This is a genomic window from Streptomyces sp. NPDC049887 (assembly GCF_040656535.1).
Lineage (GTDB): Bacteria > Actinomycetota > Actinomycetes > Streptomycetales > Streptomycetaceae > Streptomyces.
This window is the reverse complement of record NZ_JBFAMM010000005.1, coordinates 23,505-40,708: the sequence shown is the minus strand read 5'-3', so window position 1 is coordinate 40,708 and position 17,204 is coordinate 23,505. Positions and strand designations below refer to the sequence as shown.

17 protein-coding genes are annotated in these 17,204 nt (G+C 72.0%); 4 read left to right on the top strand and 13 right to left on the bottom strand.

What is annotated here, in order from left to right; translation table 11 throughout:
• Positions 1–3 precede the first annotated feature (3 nt).
• From AB0J10_RS07930 to AB0J10_RS07905, 6 genes are all read right to left on the bottom strand, one after another.
• The gene (locus AB0J10_RS07930) at positions 4–411 is read right to left on the bottom strand and encodes an OB-fold nucleic acid binding domain-containing protein (RefSeq protein ID WP_138052662.1); all 408 of its coding nucleotides are present in this window, start codon (positions 409–411) and stop codon (positions 4–6) included.
• Between the two features lie 166 nt (positions 412–577).
• A complete protein-coding gene (locus tag AB0J10_RS07925) occupies positions 578–1,264 on the bottom strand; it encodes a response regulator (RefSeq protein ID WP_363058956.1) in 687 nt (228 codons plus the stop codon).
• Positions 1,265–1,315: 51 nt separating this feature from the next.
• The gene (locus AB0J10_RS07920) at positions 1,316–3,862 is read right to left on the bottom strand and encodes a sensor histidine kinase KdpD (RefSeq protein ID WP_363059403.1); all 2,547 of its coding nucleotides are present in this window, start codon (positions 3,860–3,862) and stop codon (positions 1,316–1,318) included.
• A gap of 597 nt (positions 3,863–4,459) precedes the next feature.
• The gene (locus tag AB0J10_RS07915) at positions 4,460–5,236 is read right to left on the bottom strand and encodes a DUF3710 domain-containing protein (protein WP_363058954.1); all 777 of its coding nucleotides are present in this window, start codon (positions 5,234–5,236) and stop codon (positions 4,460–4,462) included.
• A 1-nt stretch (position 5,237) separates the two neighbouring features.
• Complete coding sequence (dut, locus tag AB0J10_RS07910; protein WP_363058952.1) at positions 5,238–5,759, bottom strand: dUTP diphosphatase; 522 nt, start codon at positions 5,757–5,759, stop codon at positions 5,238–5,240.
• Positions 5,759–6,334, bottom strand: coding sequence for a PaaI family thioesterase (locus AB0J10_RS07905; RefSeq protein ID WP_269727984.1), 576 nt, complete (start codon positions 6,332–6,334; stop codon positions 5,759–5,761). The genes dut and AB0J10_RS07905 overlap by 1 nt, the downstream gene beginning before the upstream one ends.
• A gap of 58 nt (positions 6,335–6,392) precedes the next feature.
• Between AB0J10_RS07905 and AB0J10_RS07900 the strand changes: the two genes are divergently transcribed.
• Complete coding sequence (locus tag AB0J10_RS07900; RefSeq protein WP_363058950.1) at positions 6,393–6,875, top strand: DUF3093 domain-containing protein; 483 nt, start codon at positions 6,393–6,395, stop codon at positions 6,873–6,875.
• A gap of 204 nt (positions 6,876–7,079) precedes the next feature.
• On the opposite strand, the gene AB0J10_RS07895 is transcribed toward AB0J10_RS07900, so the two are convergent.
• The 4 genes from AB0J10_RS07895 to AB0J10_RS07880 all read right to left on the bottom strand — a co-directional run bounded on the left by AB0J10_RS07895 (position 7,080) and on the right by AB0J10_RS07880 (position 10,682).
• Positions 7,080–8,048: a hypothetical protein gene (locus AB0J10_RS07895; protein ID WP_363058948.1), complete on the bottom strand. Its 969-nt coding sequence runs from the start codon at positions 8,046–8,048 to the stop codon at positions 7,080–7,082.
• A 13-nt stretch (positions 8,049–8,061) separates the two neighbouring features.
• On the bottom strand, positions 8,062–8,358 hold the full coding sequence (locus AB0J10_RS07890) for a DUF4193 domain-containing protein (protein ID WP_017946571.1): 297 nt from the start codon (positions 8,356–8,358) through the stop codon (positions 8,062–8,064).
• A gap of 423 nt (positions 8,359–8,781) precedes the next feature.
• Entirely contained in the window at positions 8,782–10,026 is a 1,245-nt protein-coding gene (locus tag AB0J10_RS07885) for a HAMP domain-containing sensor histidine kinase (RefSeq protein ID WP_363058945.1), read from the bottom strand.
• 2 nt (positions 10,027–10,028) lie between these two features.
• Entirely contained in the window at positions 10,029–10,682 is a 654-nt protein-coding gene (locus AB0J10_RS07880; RefSeq protein WP_138052671.1) for a response regulator transcription factor, read from the bottom strand.
• A 350-nt stretch (positions 10,683–11,032) separates the two neighbouring features.
• On the opposite strand from AB0J10_RS07880, the gene AB0J10_RS07875 reads away from it, so the two are divergent.
• A complete protein-coding gene (locus tag AB0J10_RS07875) occupies positions 11,033–11,206 on the top strand; it encodes a hypothetical protein (protein WP_171052881.1) in 174 nt (57 codons plus the stop codon).
• A gap of 93 nt (positions 11,207–11,299) precedes the next feature.
• On the opposite strand, the gene AB0J10_RS07870 is transcribed toward AB0J10_RS07875, so the two are convergent.
• Both AB0J10_RS07870 and AB0J10_RS07865 read right to left on the bottom strand, forming a co-directional pair.
• On the bottom strand, positions 11,300–12,100 hold the full coding sequence (locus AB0J10_RS07870) for an inositol monophosphatase family protein (RefSeq protein WP_363058943.1): 801 nt from the start codon (positions 12,098–12,100) through the stop codon (positions 11,300–11,302).
• 150 nt (positions 12,101–12,250) lie between these two features.
• A complete protein-coding gene (locus tag AB0J10_RS07865; RefSeq protein WP_363058941.1) occupies positions 12,251–13,393 on the bottom strand; it encodes a ferrochelatase in 1,143 nt (380 codons plus the stop codon).
• A 107-nt stretch (positions 13,394–13,500) separates the two neighbouring features.
• Between AB0J10_RS07865 and AB0J10_RS07860 the strand changes: the two genes are divergently transcribed.
• Together AB0J10_RS07860 and AB0J10_RS07855 are read left to right on the top strand one after the other, a co-directional pair.
• Positions 13,501–14,745 (top strand): MFS transporter, encoded by a 1,245-nt coding sequence (locus AB0J10_RS07860; protein WP_363058939.1) that lies wholly within the window; start codon positions 13,501–13,503, stop codon positions 14,743–14,745.
• Complete coding sequence (locus tag AB0J10_RS07855) at positions 14,702–16,033, top strand: D-arabinono-1,4-lactone oxidase (RefSeq protein ID WP_363058937.1); 1,332 nt, start codon at positions 14,702–14,704, stop codon at positions 16,031–16,033. Before AB0J10_RS07860 ends, AB0J10_RS07855 begins: the two co-directional genes overlap by 44 nt.
• A gap of 19 nt (positions 16,034–16,052) precedes the next feature.
• Here the strand turns inward: AB0J10_RS07855 and AB0J10_RS07850 are convergent, their stop codons facing one another.
• Positions 16,053–16,907: a hypothetical protein gene (locus tag AB0J10_RS07850; protein WP_363058935.1), complete on the bottom strand. Its 855-nt coding sequence runs from the start codon at positions 16,905–16,907 to the stop codon at positions 16,053–16,055.
• Positions 16,908–17,204: the final 297 nt, after the last annotated feature.

The following is a 17,204-nucleotide window of genomic DNA, read 5'->3' as shown; positions in this document are numbered from 1 at the left end:
CGGCTACTCCTGTCCGAGCGGTCGGAGCTCGTATTTGGGATTGAACAGCACCCGCCGGCCCTGGCTCATGGAGATCCGGCCGGAGGCGATCATCTTGCGGCCCGGCTCTATGCCCACGATGGAGCGCCGGCCCAGCCACACCACGTCCAGGGCCGCGGAGCCGTCGAAGAGTTCCGCCTCCAGGGCCGGGACCCCGGCCCGCGGACGCAGGGTGACCGTGCGCAAGGTACCAGTCACCTTCACGATCTGCCGGTCGCCGCAGTCGCAGATCGGTGTGCAACCCGATGCCTGCGCGTCCTCCTTGAGCTCCGCGGACTCGAGTTCCTGCTGGGAGCTGGACAGACGGTCGAGCATCCGCCGGAAGCGGCCTGCCGGCTTCTCGGCGTTCCCGGATCGAGGTACAGCACTCATGGTGAAAGCGTACCGGGGCGATGTACGGGCACCGTCAAGAGCGTGTGGTGCGGCCGGTCAGGGGCGGGCGCCGCGCGGTCGGCGTGGCAGCCATCGCCGGGGCGTCCTCCGGCCGAAACCGGTGGTCCTGGCCGCGGCACCCCGGGGAGTACGGCGGCCGAGGCCCTCAGCGCTCGAAGCGGTAGCCCATGCCCGGCTCGGTGACGAAGTGCCGCGGGTGCGACGGATCGGCCTCCAGCTTGCGGCGCAGCTGGGCCATGTAGACCCGCAGGTAGTTCGTCTCGGTGCCGTACGAGGGCCCCCACACCTCCTGGAGCAGCTGCTTCTGGCTGACGAGACGGCCGGTGCTGCGGACGAGGACCTCCAGGAGGTGCCACTCGGTCGGGGTGAGCCGGACGTCCCTGCCGTCCCGGTTGACCTTCTTCGCCGCGAGATCGACGGTGAAGCCCTCGGTCTCGACGATCACGATCTCGTCCTCGTCCCCGCCGGCCGGCTCGGCACGGCGCACCGCGGCACGCAGGCGGGCCAGCAGTTCGTCCATGCCGAACGGCTTGGTGACGTAGTCGTCGGCACCGGCGTCGAGGGCCTCGACCTTCTCGTCGGAGGTGTGCCGGGCCGAGAGGACCAGGATCGGCACGCGGGTCCAGCCCCGCAGGCCCTTGATCACCTCGACGCCGTCCATGTCGGGCAGCCCGAGGTCGAGGACGACGACATCGGGGTGGCGCGCCGCGGCGACCCGCAGGGCCGTCGCACCGTCGGGGGCGGCGTCGACCTCGTACTTGCGCGCCTTCAGGTTGATCACGAGGGCGCGTACGATCTGCGGCTCGTCGTCGACCACGAGCACTCGGGTCATGAGTGCCTTCCTTCCGTCTCTCGTCCGTTCGCCGGGGTTGGCTTTGCGGGGTCAGCCGGCGACCCGCGTGGCGGGGGTCCCGGTGCCCGCCGCGGCGGTGCCGGGGGCCGACCGGAGGGTGAGGACCATCGTCAGGCCGCCGCCGGGGGTGTCCTCCGCGGTCAGTGTGCCGTCCATCGCCTCGACGAAGCCCCTGGCCACGGCGAGGCCGAGCCCGACCCCGGCGCCGCGCGGTGCGTCGCCGTAGCGCTGGAAGGGCTCGAAGATGCCGTCCTTGGCGTCGTCCGGGACGCCGCGGCCCCGGTCCACTACCCGGACCTCGACCCGGCCGCCGTGGGCGCTCGCGGAGACGAGGACGGGGGTGCCGTCGGGGCTGTACTTGACGGCGTTCTCCACGATGTTGGCGACGGCCCGCTCCAGCAGGCCCTTGTCCATGTGCACCATCGGCAGGGTCTCGGGAATGTCCAGCTCGACGCTGCCCTCCGGAACACCGACGAGGGCCATGGGCACGACCTCGTCGAGGTCGATGCCGCGGATGAGCGGGGTGACGGTGCCGGTCTGGAGCCGGGACATGTCGAGCAGGTTGCCGACCAGGTGGTCCAGGCGGTCGGCACCGGCCTCGATGCCTGCGAGGAGTTCGGCCCGGTCGTTCTCGGACCACTCGACGTCGTCGGAGCGCAGCGAGGAGACGGCCGCCTTGATGCCTGCGAGCGGGGTGCGCAGGTCGTGGCTGACGGCGGCGAGCAGCGCGGTGCGGATACGGTTGCCCTCGGCGAGCTTGCGGCCCTCCTCGGCCCGGTGGACGAGCCGCTGCCGCTCGAGGACGACGGCGGCCTGGGCGGCGAAGGCGCCGAGCACGCGCCGGTCCTCGGCGGGCAGGACGCGGCCGGAAAGCGCCAGGGCCATGTTCTCGCCGACGGGCATGTCCACGTCGGCGTCCTCGGGGCGGCCGACGGGCCGTGGTCCGACGCTGCCCGCGCAGGTCCAGGGGTCCACGTCGCTCTGGCGTTCCAGCAGGGCCACGGACTCCATGCCGAAGGTCTCACGGACCCGCTCGAGCAGGGCGTCGAGGGCCGTCTCGCCGCGCAGCACACTGCCCGCGAGGAACGAAAGGATCTCCGACTCCGCGCGCAGCCGGGCAGCCTGCTGGGTCCGCCGGGCGGCGAGGTCGACGACCGAGGCGACGGCGACGGCTACCCCGAGGAAGACCACGATGGCGACGATGTTCTTCGGGTCCGCGATCGTGAACAGGTGCAGCGGCGGCGCGAAGAAGTAGTTCAGCAGCAGCGAGCCGAAGGCGGCGGAGGCGAGGGCCGGCAGCAGGCCGCCGAGCAGTGCCGCGGTCACGGTCAGCGACAGGAACAGCAGCATGTCGTTGGCCAGCCCGAGGTCAGCGTCGGTGTGCGTGAGCAGCAGCGCCAGCAACGCCGGGCCTGCGACGCCGACGAGCCAGCCCGCGACGATGCGTGCGCGACTGAGCCTGGCGCGCCGGGCCGCGGGCAGTCCGCGACCCTTGGCGGCCTCCTCGTGGGTGACGATGTGGACGTCCAGGTCGGGGCCCGACTCCCGGGCGACGGTGGCGCCCACACCGGGGCCGAGGACGTACTGCCAGGTCTTGCGCCGTGAGGAGCCGAGCACGATCTGGGTGGCGTTGACCCCACGGGCGAACTCCAGCAGCGCGGAGGGGACGTCGTCGCCGACGACGTGGTGGAAGGTGCCGCCCAGGTCCTCCACGAGCGTTCGCTGGACGGCGAGTTCCTTGGGCGAGGCGGAGGTCAGTCCGTCGCTGCGGGCGATGTAGACGGCCAGCACGACCCCGCCCGCGCCCTTCTCCGCGAGGCGGGCGGCGCGCCGGATCAGGGTGCGCCCCTCGGGGCCCCCGGTGAGGCCGACGACGATGCGCTCGCGGGCCTGCCAGGTGGAGCGGATGTCGTGCTCGCCTCGGTACTGCTGGAGGTACTCGTCGACGCGGTCGGCGACCCACAGCAGGGCGAGCTCGCGCAGGGCCGTGAGGTTGCCGGGGCGGAAGTAGTTGGACAGTGCCGCGTCGACCTTGTCGGGCTTGTAGACGTTGCCGTGCGCCATGCGGCGGCGCAGGGCCTGGGGCGACATGTCGACCAGCTCGATCTGGTCGGCGCGGCGGACGACCTCGTCGGGGACGGTCTCCCGCTGGCGCACGCCGGTTATCGACCCGACCACGTCGCCGAGTGACTCCAGGTGCTGGATGTTGACGGTGGAGATCACGTCGATGCCGGCGGCGAGGAGTTCCTCGACGTCCTGCCAGCGCTTGGCGTTGCGCGAGCCGGGCACATTGGTGTGGGCCAGTTCGTCCACCAGGGCGACGGCGGGCCGGCGGGCCAGGACGGCGTCCACGTCCATCTCGGTGAAGACGGCGTCCCGGTAGTCGATCTCGGCGCGTGGGACCTGCTCCAGTCCGTGCAGCATGACCTCGGTCCGCGGCCGGTCGTGGTGCTCCACGAAGCCGACGACGCAGTCCGTGCCCCGCTCGACGCGCCGGTGCGCTTCGGAGAGCATCGCGTAGGTCTTGCCCACCCCCGGTGCGGCCCCGAGATAGATCCGTAGCTTGCCGCGCGCCATGGCCTCATTGTCCTTCACCGGCAGCCGGGCACCGACTGCTGCGTCCGCCGTGGACGCCCTGCCGAAACTACATCCAGGAAATCCGACATAGCGGGCCGCTCGCTCTGCCCTGGGACGTATTGACGCGATTCTGATGCGCCTGGCTCCAGACAGGGAGGGCCCTGGCGGTGACCTCGGCGATCTCGCCGTCGCCAGGGCCGGTACCCGGTCGGCGAGGCCCAGCAGCCGGGCGTCGTGGGTGGCGACCAGCGCCGTGGCGCCCTCGCTGCGCACGACCGTCCGCAGCAGTTCCATGACGGCGAGGCCGCTCTCGGCGTCGAGCCGACCGGTCGGCCCGTCGGCGATCAGCGACGCCGGCCGGGCGGCGAGGGCCCGGTGACCGCGACCCGCCGCTGCCGGCCGCCATGCGGTTTCCCTCCCCCGTCGTCCCACCGGTGCCGGTCCGTCGTCCCCGGCTCCCCCGCCCCGGAACGACGGACCGGTGCCGGCGGGAACAGCCCCGGGGAGCAAGGAGCTTGCACGGCGGTGGGCCGCACCCCGCCCCGGGATGCGGCCCACCGCACGCCTCCACGGCCCGCCGCCGTGGAGGACTCCGCCTCAGCGCACCTCGGTGATCTCCGGACCGCGCTGGAGCTGCCCCATGCCTCCGGAGAAGCGGGACGTCTCCTGCTCCTCCTGCTGGACGCCCTCGGGCACCATCTGCGCGTCGTTCGGCAGCTTCAGGACGATCGGGTCGCGGGGCGCCATCGGCCCCTCGCCGCGGACCACGACCGTGTCCCGGAAGATCTGCTCCAGCAGGCCCGCGGCCTGCGGCTGCACGGCGCCCTGCCCGGAGATCACTCCGCGCAGGAACCAGCGCGGCCCGTCCACACCGACGAAGCGAACCAGCTGCACGCCGCCGGTGCCGTCGGGCAGCTGGACCGGGACCTGGGCCCGGAGCTCCCAGCCCAAGGGGCCCTCGACCTCGTCGATGACGCCGCCCTGCTGGGTGATGCCGGAGGCGATCTCCTCCCGGACCTCGCCCCAGATGCCTTCCTTCTTGGGAGCCGCGAACGCCTGCAGCTGGATCGCGCTGTCGCGCAGCACGATGGTGGCCGCCACGATCGCGTCCCCCGCGACCTCCACGCGCAGCTCCATGCCCTCGACCCCGGGCACATGGAGACCGCCCAGGTCCACGCGGCCCTCCTCGGGCCGGGAGACCTCGGAGACGTCCCAGGGGCCGTCGGGCCGCGGCGCCGGCGGAAGGTTCACCCGGCGGGGCTGGTCCTGCTCCGCCGAGTCGTCCGTGTCGAGCTCGTCGACGACCTGCTCGGCCTCGCCCGCCACGTCCGCTGCTTCTCCAGCGGGACTGCTCTTCTTGCGACGTCCGAACACGTCACTGTCCTTCCCGGTCGGATACGACCGAAGCGTATCGATTCCCACCCTGTGAGCCGCCCGGTCCGTCCACGGCGGCATGACCGCCGGTGGACCCGAAGCCCCCCTCGGCCCGCGCCGAGCCGGGAAGCTCCGCCACCTCGTGGAAGCGCACCTTCTCGACCTGCTGGACGACCAGTTGAGCAATCCGGTCGAACCGCTCGAACCGCACGTTCTCGCGCGGGTCCAGATTGACCACGATCACCTTGATCTCCCCACGGTACCCGGCATCCACCGTCCCCGGGGCATTCACGAGAGCCAGTCCGCAGCGGGCCGCCAGGCCGGACCGCGGGTGCACGAAGGCCGCGTACCCGTCCGGGAGTGCGATGGACACCCCGGTCGGCAGCACGGCACGCTCCCCCGGCGCCAGCTCGGCGGCCCGGGTGGTCACCAGATCGACACCCGCGTCGCCCGGATGTCCGTATCGCGGAATCGGCACCTCCGGGTCCACACGCCGGATGAGTACGTCGACGGGTTCGCGCATCAGGGGTTCACCTCGAAGGCGCGGGCGCGCCTGACCTGGTCGGGGTCGGCCATGGCCGCCTGGATCTCCTCCGGACGGCCGTTGTCGATGAAGTGGTCGACCTTGACTTCGATGAAGAGGGCCTCGGCGCGGACGGCGACGGGGCCCTCCGGGCCGCCGATCCGGCCGGTGGCCCGGGAGTAGATCTTGCGGCCGGCGACCGCGGTGACCTCGGCCTCCAGGAACAGCACCGTGTCCACGGGAACGGGACGCACGAAGTCGGTCTCCAGGCGTCCGGTCACCGCGATCACCCGCAGCAGCCAGTTGAGCGAGCCGAGCGTCTCGTCGAGCGCGGTGGCCAGGACGCCTCCGTGGGCGAGGCCCGGCGCTCCCTGGTGGGCGGCGGTCACGGTGAACTCGGCGGTGAGACTGACGCCCTCGCCGGCCCGCGCCTCCAGGTGCAGCCCGTGGGGCTGCCCGCCACCGCAGCCGAAGCAGTACTCGTAGTGCGCGCCCAAAAGCTCACCGGGAGCCGGCGCGTCGGGGTGCCGTACCGGCGCCGCGGCGTCGGCGGGAGGGGTCAGTGCAGTACTCACAGCCGCAGACCTTACCCGCGGGGCAACCTGCTGGTCGCGCCGTGCCAAGCTTGGGTTCATGCAGCCCTCCGCCACACCGTCCGGCTCCCCCGCGGCACCCCGTTACGACGAGCGCCTCACCGTCCCCCGCTCCTGGTGGCTGATCACCGTTCTGGTGGCGGTCTCGGGCGGTCTGGTCCTGCTTCCGCTGGGCACGGTGCCGATGCTGGGCGGGCTGATCGCGGCGGGCGCGCTGGCGGCGGTCGGCGTGAGTTCGTACGGCTCCGCCCGGATCAGGGTGGTGGCGGACTCGCTGGTGGCGGGCGACGCCCGGATCCCCGTCCCGGCGCTCGGCGAGCCCGAGGCGCTGGATGCCGAGGAAGCCCGGGCCTGGCGTTCGTACAAGGCGGATCCGCGTGCCTTCATGCTGCTCCGCAGCTATGTGCCTACTGCGGTGCGGGTGCCGGTCACGGACCCGGAGGACCCGACACCGTACCTGTATCTGTCCACGCGCGACCCCGAGGGCCTGATCGCCGCGCTCGAGGCCGTCGGGGAGCACTGAGGGGCGACGGAGGCCGGGCCGGCCGGAAGTCGCTTCGGCCGGCATCCGGCAGGGGGCCCAGGGCCCGGGCAGATCCGGCCGGGCCGGGATGGACGAGAGGCGCTTCCGCGGGCCTCGGAGGGCCCCGCACGCCCGCGTACGGGTGTCCCGTGCGGCTCGCGCGCGTGCCCGCGGGCGCGGACGCGTGACCCGCGTGCGCGGAGATCAGCGGTCGAGTTCGCGGCGGAGTTCGACGGGGATGGTGTGCGGCAGCTCGTCGGGCTGTTCCAGCCGGGGCTGCGGGGGCAGCGCGTCCCAGGGCACCTGCCTGGCGCGCAGGTCCTTGCGGATGCGCTCGGCCAGCTTCCTGGTGTCCCGCCGGTTCATCACGGCGCCGACGGCGGCACCGATCATGAAGGGCATCAGGTTCGGCAGATTGCGCACCGTGCGCTTCATGATCTGCTGACGGAGCTCGCGCTTCATCTGGCCGCCCAGCGCGGCGTTGATCGTCGACGGTTGGGACACGTCGATGCCGCGCTCCTCCGACCAGCTGGCCAGGTAGGCGGTGGAGCGCTCCTTGAGGTTGCCGGGCGGGCGCTGACCGTAGACCTCGTGCAGTTCGGCGATCAGCTTCAGCTCGATCGCCGCGACGCCGATGATCTCCGTCGCCAGCTCGGCCGGCAGTGCGGGCGGCACCGGCATCATGGCCGCCGCGCCGATCCCGGCACCCACGGTCGACGTGCCGTTCGCCGCACCGGCGATCAGTTTGTCCGCGATCTGCTCCGGGCCGAGGCCCGGGAACTGTGCCCGCAGGGTGGTGAGATCGCGGACGGGAATCCGCGGCGCGTACTCGATGAGCCGGTCGGCGACGAAGCCCAGCGCGACCTTCGCGGCGTCGCCGCTCTTGCGCACGCCGGTCATGGCGGCCGCCCCGCTCCTGCGGACTCCCTGCCTGACGGCGTCCAGGCGCCGGGCCCTGGTCGGGGGCCCCGCCTGAGTGGCGGCCTCGAGCGAGGCCGGCAGGCCTCGCTCGTCGTCTCGCGCACCGGGAGAGGGCAGTGGGGCAGCCTCGTCCCGCCCGTCCGACGGCTTCTCGCCGTCCCACGGGCCGGTACCGCCCGGATGTGCGTCCGGGGGGCCCTTCCGGCGGAAGCGCCGCTTCGCCGGCCGGTCCGCCGGTTTGTCGCCTGCCACGGCCGACCGGACCTCAGTCGCAGTCGCGGCAGATCGGCTGGCCGTTCTTCTCGCGGGCCAGCTGGCTGCGGTGGTGGACCAGGAAGCAGCTCATGCAGGTGAACTCGTCCGCCTGCTTGGGCAGCACCCGGACGGCCAGCTCCTCGTTCGAGAGGTCGGCTCCGGGCAGCTCCAGGCCTTCTGCGGCCTCGAACTCGTCGACGTCGACCGTGGAGGTCGTCTTGTCGTTCCGGCGCGCCTTCAGCTCTTCGAGGCTGTCGGAATCGATGTCGTCGTCGGTCTTGCGTGGGGTGTCGTAATCCGTAGCCATGTCGCTCTCCCCCTCTGGGTGTTTGCGGTGTCTCCAGCGCACGTAACGCGTGAGAGGCCGGACTTGTGCCCGACCTGAGGCGGAGATTTTGCCTCACATCAAGGTCTGTTACTCAATCGACACCCAACCCGACCCCTCATGAGTGATCAGCTTGGATGGCGATCAGGACCGTACACGGTCCTAATGTCGCACTTCACGGGCGCCACCCCGTGTACTTCCCGTCATTCCGACCCCCGGAAACCCGGACGTTCCCGGCGTTCCACAGGATCTTTGACGACGGAGAGTACATGGCGGGAAATTCGTCTCTGTGATCGATCACACAGCGAATCTCCGGGTGCGGGTCCCGAAAATTCCGCGTAAAGCGAACAGAGGCGTTTCCCTCGGCGGCCCTTCGGTGTCATCCGCGGCCCTGGAGCATGTCGCTCAGAGCGGCAGGGTGACGCGCATGACGAGACCGCCGCCCTCGCGCGGCTCCGCGATGATACGGCCACCGTGGGCCCTCGCGACGGACCGCGCGATCGACAGGCCAAGTCCGACCCCCCTGTCACTGCCGGTGCGCTCCTGGCGGAGCCTCCGGAATGGCTCGAAGAGATTGTCGATCTCGTACGCGGGCACCACCGGCCCGGTGTTCGTCACCACCAGCACCGCCTGGCCGTGCCGGACCTCGGTGGTGACCTCGACCCAGCCGCCGTCCGCGATGTTGTACCGCACCGCGTTCTGCACGAGGTTCAGGGCGATCCGCTCCAGCAGCACGCCGTTGCCCTGGAGTACCGCGGGGGCTCGCTCCCCTCGGATCTCGACGCCCTTGGCCTCCGCCTCCGCCCTCGTCTGGTCCACGGCACGGCCGGCGACCTCGGCCAGGTCGACGGGCTTTCGCTCCACGATCTGGTTCTCACTGCGGGCGAGCAGCAGCAGCCCCTCCACCAGCTGCTCGCTCCGTTCGTTGGTGGCGAGCAGGGTCTTCCCGAGCTGCTGCAGCTCGGGCGGGGCACCGGGATCGGAGAGGTGCACCTCCAGCAGGGTCCGGTTGATCGCCAGGGGCGTGCGCAGCTCGTGCGAGGCGTTGGCGACGAACCGCTGCTGTGCGGAGAAGGCCCTCTCCAGCCGCTCCAGCATTTCGTCGAACGTGTCCGCGAGCTCCTTCAGCTCGTCGTCCGGGCCCTCCAGCTCGATCCGCCGGGAGAGGTCCGTGCCGACGACCCGGCGGGCGGTGCGGGTGATCTTGCCGAGCGGGGACAGGACGCGGCCGGCCATGGCGTAGCCGAAGGCGAACGCGATCACGCTGAGGCCGAGGAGCGCGAAGAGCGAGCGGGTCAGGAGCTCGTCGAGGGCGTGCTGCCGCTGCTCGGCGATGCACAGTTTCAGCGCCGCGTTCCGCTGGCCGTTGTCGACCAGGTCGTTGATGCGGGGGCACGTGGGGCTGGTGATGGTGACGTTCGCGCCCGGCGCCGCGCCGACCTCGACGGACTGGCGGATGCCGTCGTGCAGCGCCTGCGCCGTCAGCAGATAGATGATCGACAGCAGCAGGATGCCCGCGATCAGGAACATCCCGCCGTACAGCAGGGTGAGCCTTATCCGGATGGTGGGGCGCAGCAGCGGCCCGACGGGCTCTCTCGGGTCCCAGGTGGGCTTGGGGGGCGCCGTGGGGGGCGCGGGTGCCGTCGCCACGCTCAGATCCGGTAGCCGGAGCCCGGGACGGTGACGATCACCGGGGGCTCCCCGAGCTTGCGGCGCAGGGTCATGACGGTGACCCGGACGACGTTGGTGAACGGGTCCGTGTTCTCGTCCCACGCCTTCTCGAGCAGCTGTTCGGCCGAGACGACCGCGCCCTCGCTGCGCATGAGGACCTCCAGCACGGCGAACTCCTTGGGGGCGAGCTGGATCTCCCGGCCCTCGCGGAACACCTCGCGCCGGTTGGGGTCCAGCTTGATCCCGGCACGCTCCAGGACGGGCGGCAGCGGCACGGTCGTGCGCCGGCCCAGCGCGCGCACCCGTGCGGTGAGCTCGGTGAACGCGAAGGGCTTGGGCAGGTAGTCGTCAGCCCCGAGCTCCAGCCCCTCCACACGGTCGCTGACGTCGCCGGAGGCGGTCAGCATCAGGACGCGCGTGGGCATGCCGAGTTCGACAATCTTGCGGCAGACGTCGTCGCCGTGGACGAAGGGGAGGTCGCGGTCGAGGACGACCACGTCGTAGTCGTTGACGCCGATGCGTTCGAGGGCGGCGGCGCCGTCGTACACGACGTCGACCGCCATGGCCTCCCGGCGCAGTCCGGTGGCCACCGCATCGGCGAGCAGCTGCTCGTCCTCGACGACGAGTACGCGCACGGGGCTGGTCCTTCCTGTGTGACCGCCCGGTACCGTGACCGGGACAGGTCGGCGGCGACCTCGGGCAGGTCGGTGGTCGAATGATGGTTCGTTGTGTCTCCATCCTGCCCCTTACGCGCGTAAACCGGCCGTAAGACGGAGAAGGCGCATCCCGTGGGCACCGGCAGCGCACCGGGAATTCACGCGGTTCCCGGTGGAGTTGAGGTTTCCCCGGGAATGGCCGTGGGGAGGACGACTGCACACCCCGCGATCACGCCGTGTATGTGGCATGCCACACCCCGTCTCTCTGTCCCCCAGAGGGTGCGCGTGATCCACCACCCGCCACCGACCCACGACGAGGGGGCGCGACCATGGACGCATTCACCGCAGGTCTTCTGCAGCGCATCAAGGCCACGGAGACCGACCTCACGCGGGCCCGTGAGGACGGCGACGACTTCCTGGCGGAGGTCGAGCAGGCCGAGCTGGAGGACCTGCACCGTCTCGCGGCGGAGCACGGCGTGAAGTTCGGCGCCGTCAGCGCCTGACCGGCCCGTGGGGGCCCGGTGCCGTGGGACGGCATCGGGCCCCCACGCATGTGCGGACCCGAGCCGGCGCCGCGGGCGGCCGTCCGGAGCGGCTCAGTCGTGCCAGGCGCCCAGCTCGTCGAGCAGGCGCTGGAGCGGGGTGAAGACACCGGGCGACGCCGCGACGGCCAGATCGCGGTTCGGGGGTTCGCCCGGGCGGGACCCGGTGAGGGCCCCCGCCTCGCGGGCGACGAGATCGCCCGCCGCGAGGTCCCAGGGGTGGAGGCCCCGCTCGTAGTAGCCGTCCAGACGGCCGGCGGCGACGTCGCAGAGGTCCACCGCGGCCGAGCCGCCACGCCGGATGTCGCGGAACCGCGGGATCAGCTGCCGTGCCACTTCCGCCTGGTGGCGGCGCACGGACTCGACGTAGTTGAACCCCGTCGAGACCAGTGCCTGGTCCAGCGGCGGTGCGGGGCGGCACCGGAGCGGGCGGTCGCCGCAGAAGGCGCCGCCCCCGCGCACGGCCCGGTACGTCTCGCCGCGCATCGGCACCTCCACGACGCCCACGACGGTCTCTCCGTCCCGCTCGGCCGCGATGGAGACGGCCCACGTCGGCAGGCCGTAGAGGTAGTTCACGGTGCCGTCGAGCGGGTCCACGACCCAGCGGACACCGCTCGTCCCCTCCGTGGACGCCCCCTCCTCACCGAGGAAGCCGTCGTCGGGCCGGGCACCGGCGAGGAAGCCGGTGATCAGCTTCTCGGCGGCGATGTCCATCTCGGTCACGACGTCGATGGGGCTGGACTTGGTCGCGGCGACGGCGAGGTCGTCGGGCCTGCCGTCCCGCAGCAGCTCACCCGCCCGGCGCGCGGCCTCCAGCGCGAGGGACAGCAGTTCGTCGAGCAGGGGGTCGGTCACGGAATTGCTCCCAGGGTGCGTGGCTGTGTCGTGGGCCGGGACGTGCGGGCGACGACCGCGCCCCCTTCCGTCCGTACGGCGGCTCCTTCGACCGTACGTCCGGGCTCGGCACGCTCCGGTGCCGCGTCAGGCGACGTTCGCCCCGCCGACCTAGGCGTACGGGCTGTCCGCGCCGGCCGCCGCCGGGCGCTCCGACCTCGCGGGGCAGCAACCGATCGGGCAGAGGTCGTGGGACGGACCGAGAGCGCCGAGCGCGCACCGCTCCACCGCCTTCCCCCGCTCGGTCGCCGCACGCTCCAGGAGCAGGTCGCGGACCGCCGCCGCGAAACGCGGGTCCGCCCCGACCGTCGCCGACCGACGGACCGGGAAACCCAGTTCCGCGGCCTTGGCGGTGGCCTCCGTGTCCAGGTCGTACAGGACCTCCATGTGGTCCGACACGAAGCCGATCGGCACCATCACGGCCGCCGGGGCACCGTTGCCGTGCAGCTCCTCCAGGTGGTCGCAGATGTCCGGCTCCAGCCAGGGGATGTGCGGGGCGCCGCTGCGCGACTGGTACACGAGACGCCAGGGGTGGTCGGTGCCGGTCTCCTCCCTGATCGCGTCGACGATCACCCGCGCCACGTCGAGGTGCTGCCTCACGTACGCCCCGCCGTCGCCGTGCTCGGCGACCGGACCCGAGCTGTCCGCGGCAGCGTCCGGGATCGAGTGGGTGGTGAACGCCAGGTGCGCGCCCGCCCGCACGTCCTCGGGCAGGTCGGCGAGCGACGCGAGTACGCCCTCCACCATCGGGGCGATGAAACCGGGGTGGTTGAAGTAGTGCCTCAGCTTGTCGACGCGTGGCAGCGGCAGCCCCTCCGCCTCCAGCGCGGCGAGCGCGTCCGCGAGGTTCTCCCGGTACTGCCGGCAGCCCGAGTACGAGGCGTACGCGCTGGTGGCGAGCACGGCCACCCGGCGGCGCCCGTCGAGGACCATCTCGCGGAGGGTGTCCGTCAGATACGGCGCCCAGTTCCGGTTTCCCCAGTGGACCGGCAGATCGAGGCCGGCGGCGGCGAAGTCCTTGCGGAGCGCGTCCAGCAGGGCCCGGTTCTGGTCGTTGATCGGGCTGACCCCGCCGAAGAGGAAGTAGTGCTGACCGACTTCCTCGAGGCGTTCCCTGGGGATGCCGCGGCCGCGCGTCACGTTCTCCAGGAACGGGACGACGTCGTCCGGTCCTTCGGGACCGCCGAAGGAGAGCAACAGCAGGGCGTCGTAGGGGGCTGGGTCGAGCGGGGCGGGATCGTGCTGTTCGGCCATGGTGCGATCCTCCCACCAGGCTCGGACAGAGGAGAAGTCGCACTGGAGTAAGGGTTGCCTCACCAGTAAGCTGTACCGGCCACTCACATTCCTTACGGAGCGCCGTCTTGCCCAGTCCCTATCGCGCCATATTCGCGGCTCCCGGCACCCTGGCGTTCTCCGCCGCGGGCTTCCTCGGGCGCATGCCGCTGTCCATGATGGGCGTCGGCATCGTGGCCATGGTCTCCCAGCTGACGGGGCGCTACAGCCTCGCAGGCTGGCTCTCCGCGGCCCTGGCGCTGTCGGCGGCGGTGCTCGGCCCCCAGGTGTCCCGGCTGGTCGACCGGCACGGGCAGAGCAGGGTGCTGCGCCCCGCCCTGCTGATCTCGGTCGCCGCGGTGGGGGGACTGCTGGTCTGCGCCCGGCAGGGGGCGCCGAACTGGATGCTGTTCGCGTTCACCGCCTGCGCCGGCTGCATCCCGGCCGTCGGCGCGATGACGCGGTCGCGCTGGGCGGCGATCTACCACGGTTCGCCCCGCGAGCTGCACACCGCTTACGCCTTCGAGTCGATCGCCGACGAGGTGTGCTTCATCGTCGGCCCGATCATCTCCATCGGGCTGTCCACGGTCTGGTTCCCGGAGGCGGGCCCGCTGCTGGCCGCCGCCTTCCTGGTGGTCGGCGTGCTCTGGCTCACGGCGCAGCGCGCGACCGAGCCCGTGCCGCACCCGCGCACGTCCGACAGCGGCGGTTCCGCGCTGCGCTCCCCCGGCCTGCGGGTGCTGGTCGTGACCTTCGTCGCGACGGGCGCCATCTTCGGCTCGATCGACGTGGTGACGGTGGCCTTCGCCGAGGAGCAGGGCAGCAAGGCCGCCGCCAGCCTGGTCCTGGCGGTGTACGCGCTGGGCTCCTGCCTGGCCGGAGCGGTTTTCGGCCTGCTGCACCTGAAGGGCGAGCCGGCCCGCAGATGGGTACTGGGCGTGTGCGCGATGGCCGTGAGTATGATCCCCCTCCAACTGGCCGGGAACTTGGTGGTCCTGGCCGTGGCGCTCTTTGTCGCGGGCCTGGCCATCGCGCCCACCATGGTGACGACCATGGCCCTCGTCGAAGCGCACGTACCGCGCACCAAGCTGACCGAGGGCATGACCTGGACCGGTACCGGGCTCGCGGTCGGCGTCTCGCTCGGCTTGTCGGCCTCAGGATGGGTGGTGGACGAGTACGGGGCCGGTGCCGCGTACGCGGTGCCCGCGGTGGCGGGAGTGCTCGCGGTCGTGGTCGCGTTCTCGGGGTACCGCCGGCTGAGCAGGCCGGTGCCGACGCGGGAGGGGCGGGATGACGAGCACATCCAGGACCACGACGGGGAACGCGTGGCGTAACTGGGCGGGCACGGTGGCCGCCCGTCCGCTGCGGGAGGTCACTCCGGCCTCGGCGGGGGAGCTGGCCGAGGCGGTGCGCCGCGCCGCGGAGGACGGTCTGCGGGTGAAGACGGTCGGCACCGGCCACTCGTTCACCGCGATCGCCGCGACGGACGGCGTGCTGGTACGGCCCGATCTGCTCACGGGCATCCGGGAGATCGACCGCACGGCGATGACGGTGACCGTCGAGGCCGGCACCCCGCTGAAGCGGCTCAACGCCGCGCTCGCCCGCGAGGACCTGTCGCTCACGAACATGGGCGACATCATGGAGCAGACGGTCGCGGGCGCCACGAGCACCGGAACGCACGGCACCGGCCGTGACTCCGCCTCGATCGCCGCGCAGATCCGGGCGATCGAGCTGATCACGGCGGACGGTTCGGTGATGACCTGCTCCGAGAAGGGCACCGACGAGGAGCGCGAGCTCTTCGCCGCGGCCAGGATCGGACTCGGCGCACTGGGCGTGATCAGCGCGGTCACCCTCGCCGTCGAGCCGATGTTCCTGTTGACGGCCCGCGAGGAACCGATGTCCTTCGACCGGGTGACGTCGGAGTTCGACGAGTTGCACGCGGAGAACGAGCACTTCGAGTTCTACTGGTTCCCCCACACGGGCAACTGCAACACCAAACGCAACAACCGCAGCTCCGGCCCCGTCGCCCCGCCCGGAGCGGTCAGCGGATGGATCGAGGACGAGCTCCTCTCCAACGGGCTGTTCCAGGTGGTCAATTCACTCGGGCGTGCGATACCGGCCACGATTCCGGCGATCGCGAAGGTCTCCAGCCGCGCGCTGTCCGCTCGCACCTACACGGACATTCCTTACAAGGTCTTCACAAGTCCCCGCCGGGTGCGCTTCGTCGAGATGGAGTACGCCCTCCCGAGAGAGGCCGCGGTCACCGCGCTGCGTGAGTTGAGGGCCATGGTCGACCGATCACCGCTCCGGATCAGCTTCCCCGTGGAGGTGCGGACGGCACCCGCCGACGACATCACGCTGTCCACCGCGTCCGGGCGCGAGACCGCGTACATCGCCGTGCACATGTACAAGGGCACGCCGTACCGCTCGTACTTCACCGCGGTGGAGCGGATCATGACCGCGCACGGCGGCCGGCCGCACTGGGGCAAGATCCACACGCGCGACGCGGAGTACCTAGAGAGCGTGTACCCCCGGTTCGGCGAGTTCCTGGCGCTGCGCGACCGGCTGGATCCCGACCGGGTGTTCGGCAACGACCATCTGCGGCGGGTGCTGGGCGCCTAGACGGGCTCAGGCGCCTGCCCTAAGGGGCGTCCGGCGCGGTCCCTCGCGTGGGCCCGTCCGGCGCGGGCGCCGAGGACGCGTGGTCCTGCGGCGCCGCCGGGCTCTCCTCGTCGGGGGAGGCGGAGGGACCGGGGGACGGCCGGCCCCCTTCACCACCGTCCGATCCCGGGTCGGACCCCGAACCGGCACCGGGGCGGTGGACGTCCGCGCCACTGTCGTCGCCGCGGCCGCCAGGACCACCGTCCGCGGAGCCGCCGCCCGGCTCGCCGCCCCGCTGCGTGTGGCGCCCGTCGTCCCGGTCTCCCCCGGGGTCCGCGGGCGAAGGCGACCGGTCGCCGGCCGGGTCGCCGGCTCCGCCGCGGACGGCCGTGCCCACCGTGGTGCCCCGCCCGCCGCCGAGGTCCCGGCCGGACGCGAGTTCGTACCCGGTGACGCCGAGCATCGCGACGGCGAAGACGACGGCGGCGGCGAGCAGGCACCGCTTCCGGCCGCGGGCGCGGGCGCCGTGGGTGGTCGCCGTGCCGAACTCCCCGTGACCGGGCGGCTCCCCGTACGCGGAGGGCCCCGGTTCCGGGGAACCGGCGGGCGGCCGGCGCCCCTTGGAGCCGGCCTGCTGCGTGACGTCGCGGATCTGTTCGCCGGTTCGCCGGAACAGGTGCTGAAAGATCGAGCCGCCGCAGGTGGCCACCACGCTCATCACTCCGGCGCCCAGGATCGTTCCGTAGACGCCGAGTCGAGAGGCGAGCACCGCCGCCGCGACCGCCGCGAGGGCACTGCCCGCGACCTGCGCAACGCTCAGGTCCAGTCGCCGATCCTTCCGCTCCGCCGCACCGTCGTCCCTCGTGTGATGCATCTCCGGCCTCTGCTTCCCCATCTGTCCCACCGTGCACCAGGAAGGGACATATGGGCGAATCGAATGGTTCCGATTCTGCGGATTCCGTGAAGCTTGCCACCCCCGAATCCGGGGTACAGGAACGGAACTTGTGGCCTCCGCGACAAGTTCGGCGGCGCGCCGGTCCACCCCGATGGCCCGAATGGAGTACTGTGACGAGCCCTGGGTCCGGTCTCTCTCACGGGTGCGCGGCCCCGGGAACAGGGGGCCGAAAGCGGCACTCGAACCGGCGGCGCCGTGGCACCGCGCGGTCGCCTGCTGTAAGGGGTGGCGATGCTC

What these genes read in the sequence shown, in the direction of transcription:
- AB0J10_RS07875 (WP_171052881.1), top strand. Translation starts at nt 11,033, where the DNA reads ATGGACGCATTCACCGCAGGTCTTCTGCAGCGCATCAAGGCCACGGAG.
- AB0J10_RS07890 (WP_017946571.1), bottom strand. Translation starts at nt 8,358, where the DNA reads ATGGCTACGGATTACGACACCCCACGCAAGACCGACGACGACATCGAT.
- AB0J10_RS07865 (WP_363058941.1), bottom strand. Translation starts at nt 13,393, where the DNA reads ATGGCCGAACAGCACGATCCCGCCCCGCTCGACCCAGCCCCCTACGAC.
- dut (WP_363058952.1), bottom strand. Translation starts at nt 5,759, where the DNA reads ATGCGCGAACCCGTCGACGTACTCATCCGGCGTGTGGACCCGGAGGTG.
- AB0J10_RS07930 (WP_138052662.1), bottom strand. Translation starts at nt 411, where the DNA reads ATGAGTGCTGTACCTCGATCCGGGAACGCCGAGAAGCCGGCAGGCCGC.
- AB0J10_RS07920 (WP_363059403.1), bottom strand. Translation starts at nt 3,862, where the DNA reads ATGGCGCGCGGCAAGCTACGGATCTATCTCGGGGCCGCACCGGGGGTG.
- AB0J10_RS07900 (WP_363058950.1), top strand. Translation starts at nt 6,393, where the DNA reads ATGCAGCCCTCCGCCACACCGTCCGGCTCCCCCGCGGCACCCCGTTAC.
- AB0J10_RS07850 (WP_363058935.1), bottom strand. Translation starts at nt 16,907, where the DNA reads ATGGGGAAGCAGAGGCCGGAGATGCATCACACGAGGGACGACGGTGCG.
- AB0J10_RS07855 (WP_363058937.1), top strand. Translation starts at nt 14,702, where the DNA reads ATGACGAGCACATCCAGGACCACGACGGGGAACGCGTGGCGTAACTGG.
- AB0J10_RS07925 (WP_363058956.1), bottom strand. Translation starts at nt 1,264, where the DNA reads ATGACCCGAGTGCTCGTGGTCGACGACGAGCCGCAGATCGTACGCGCC.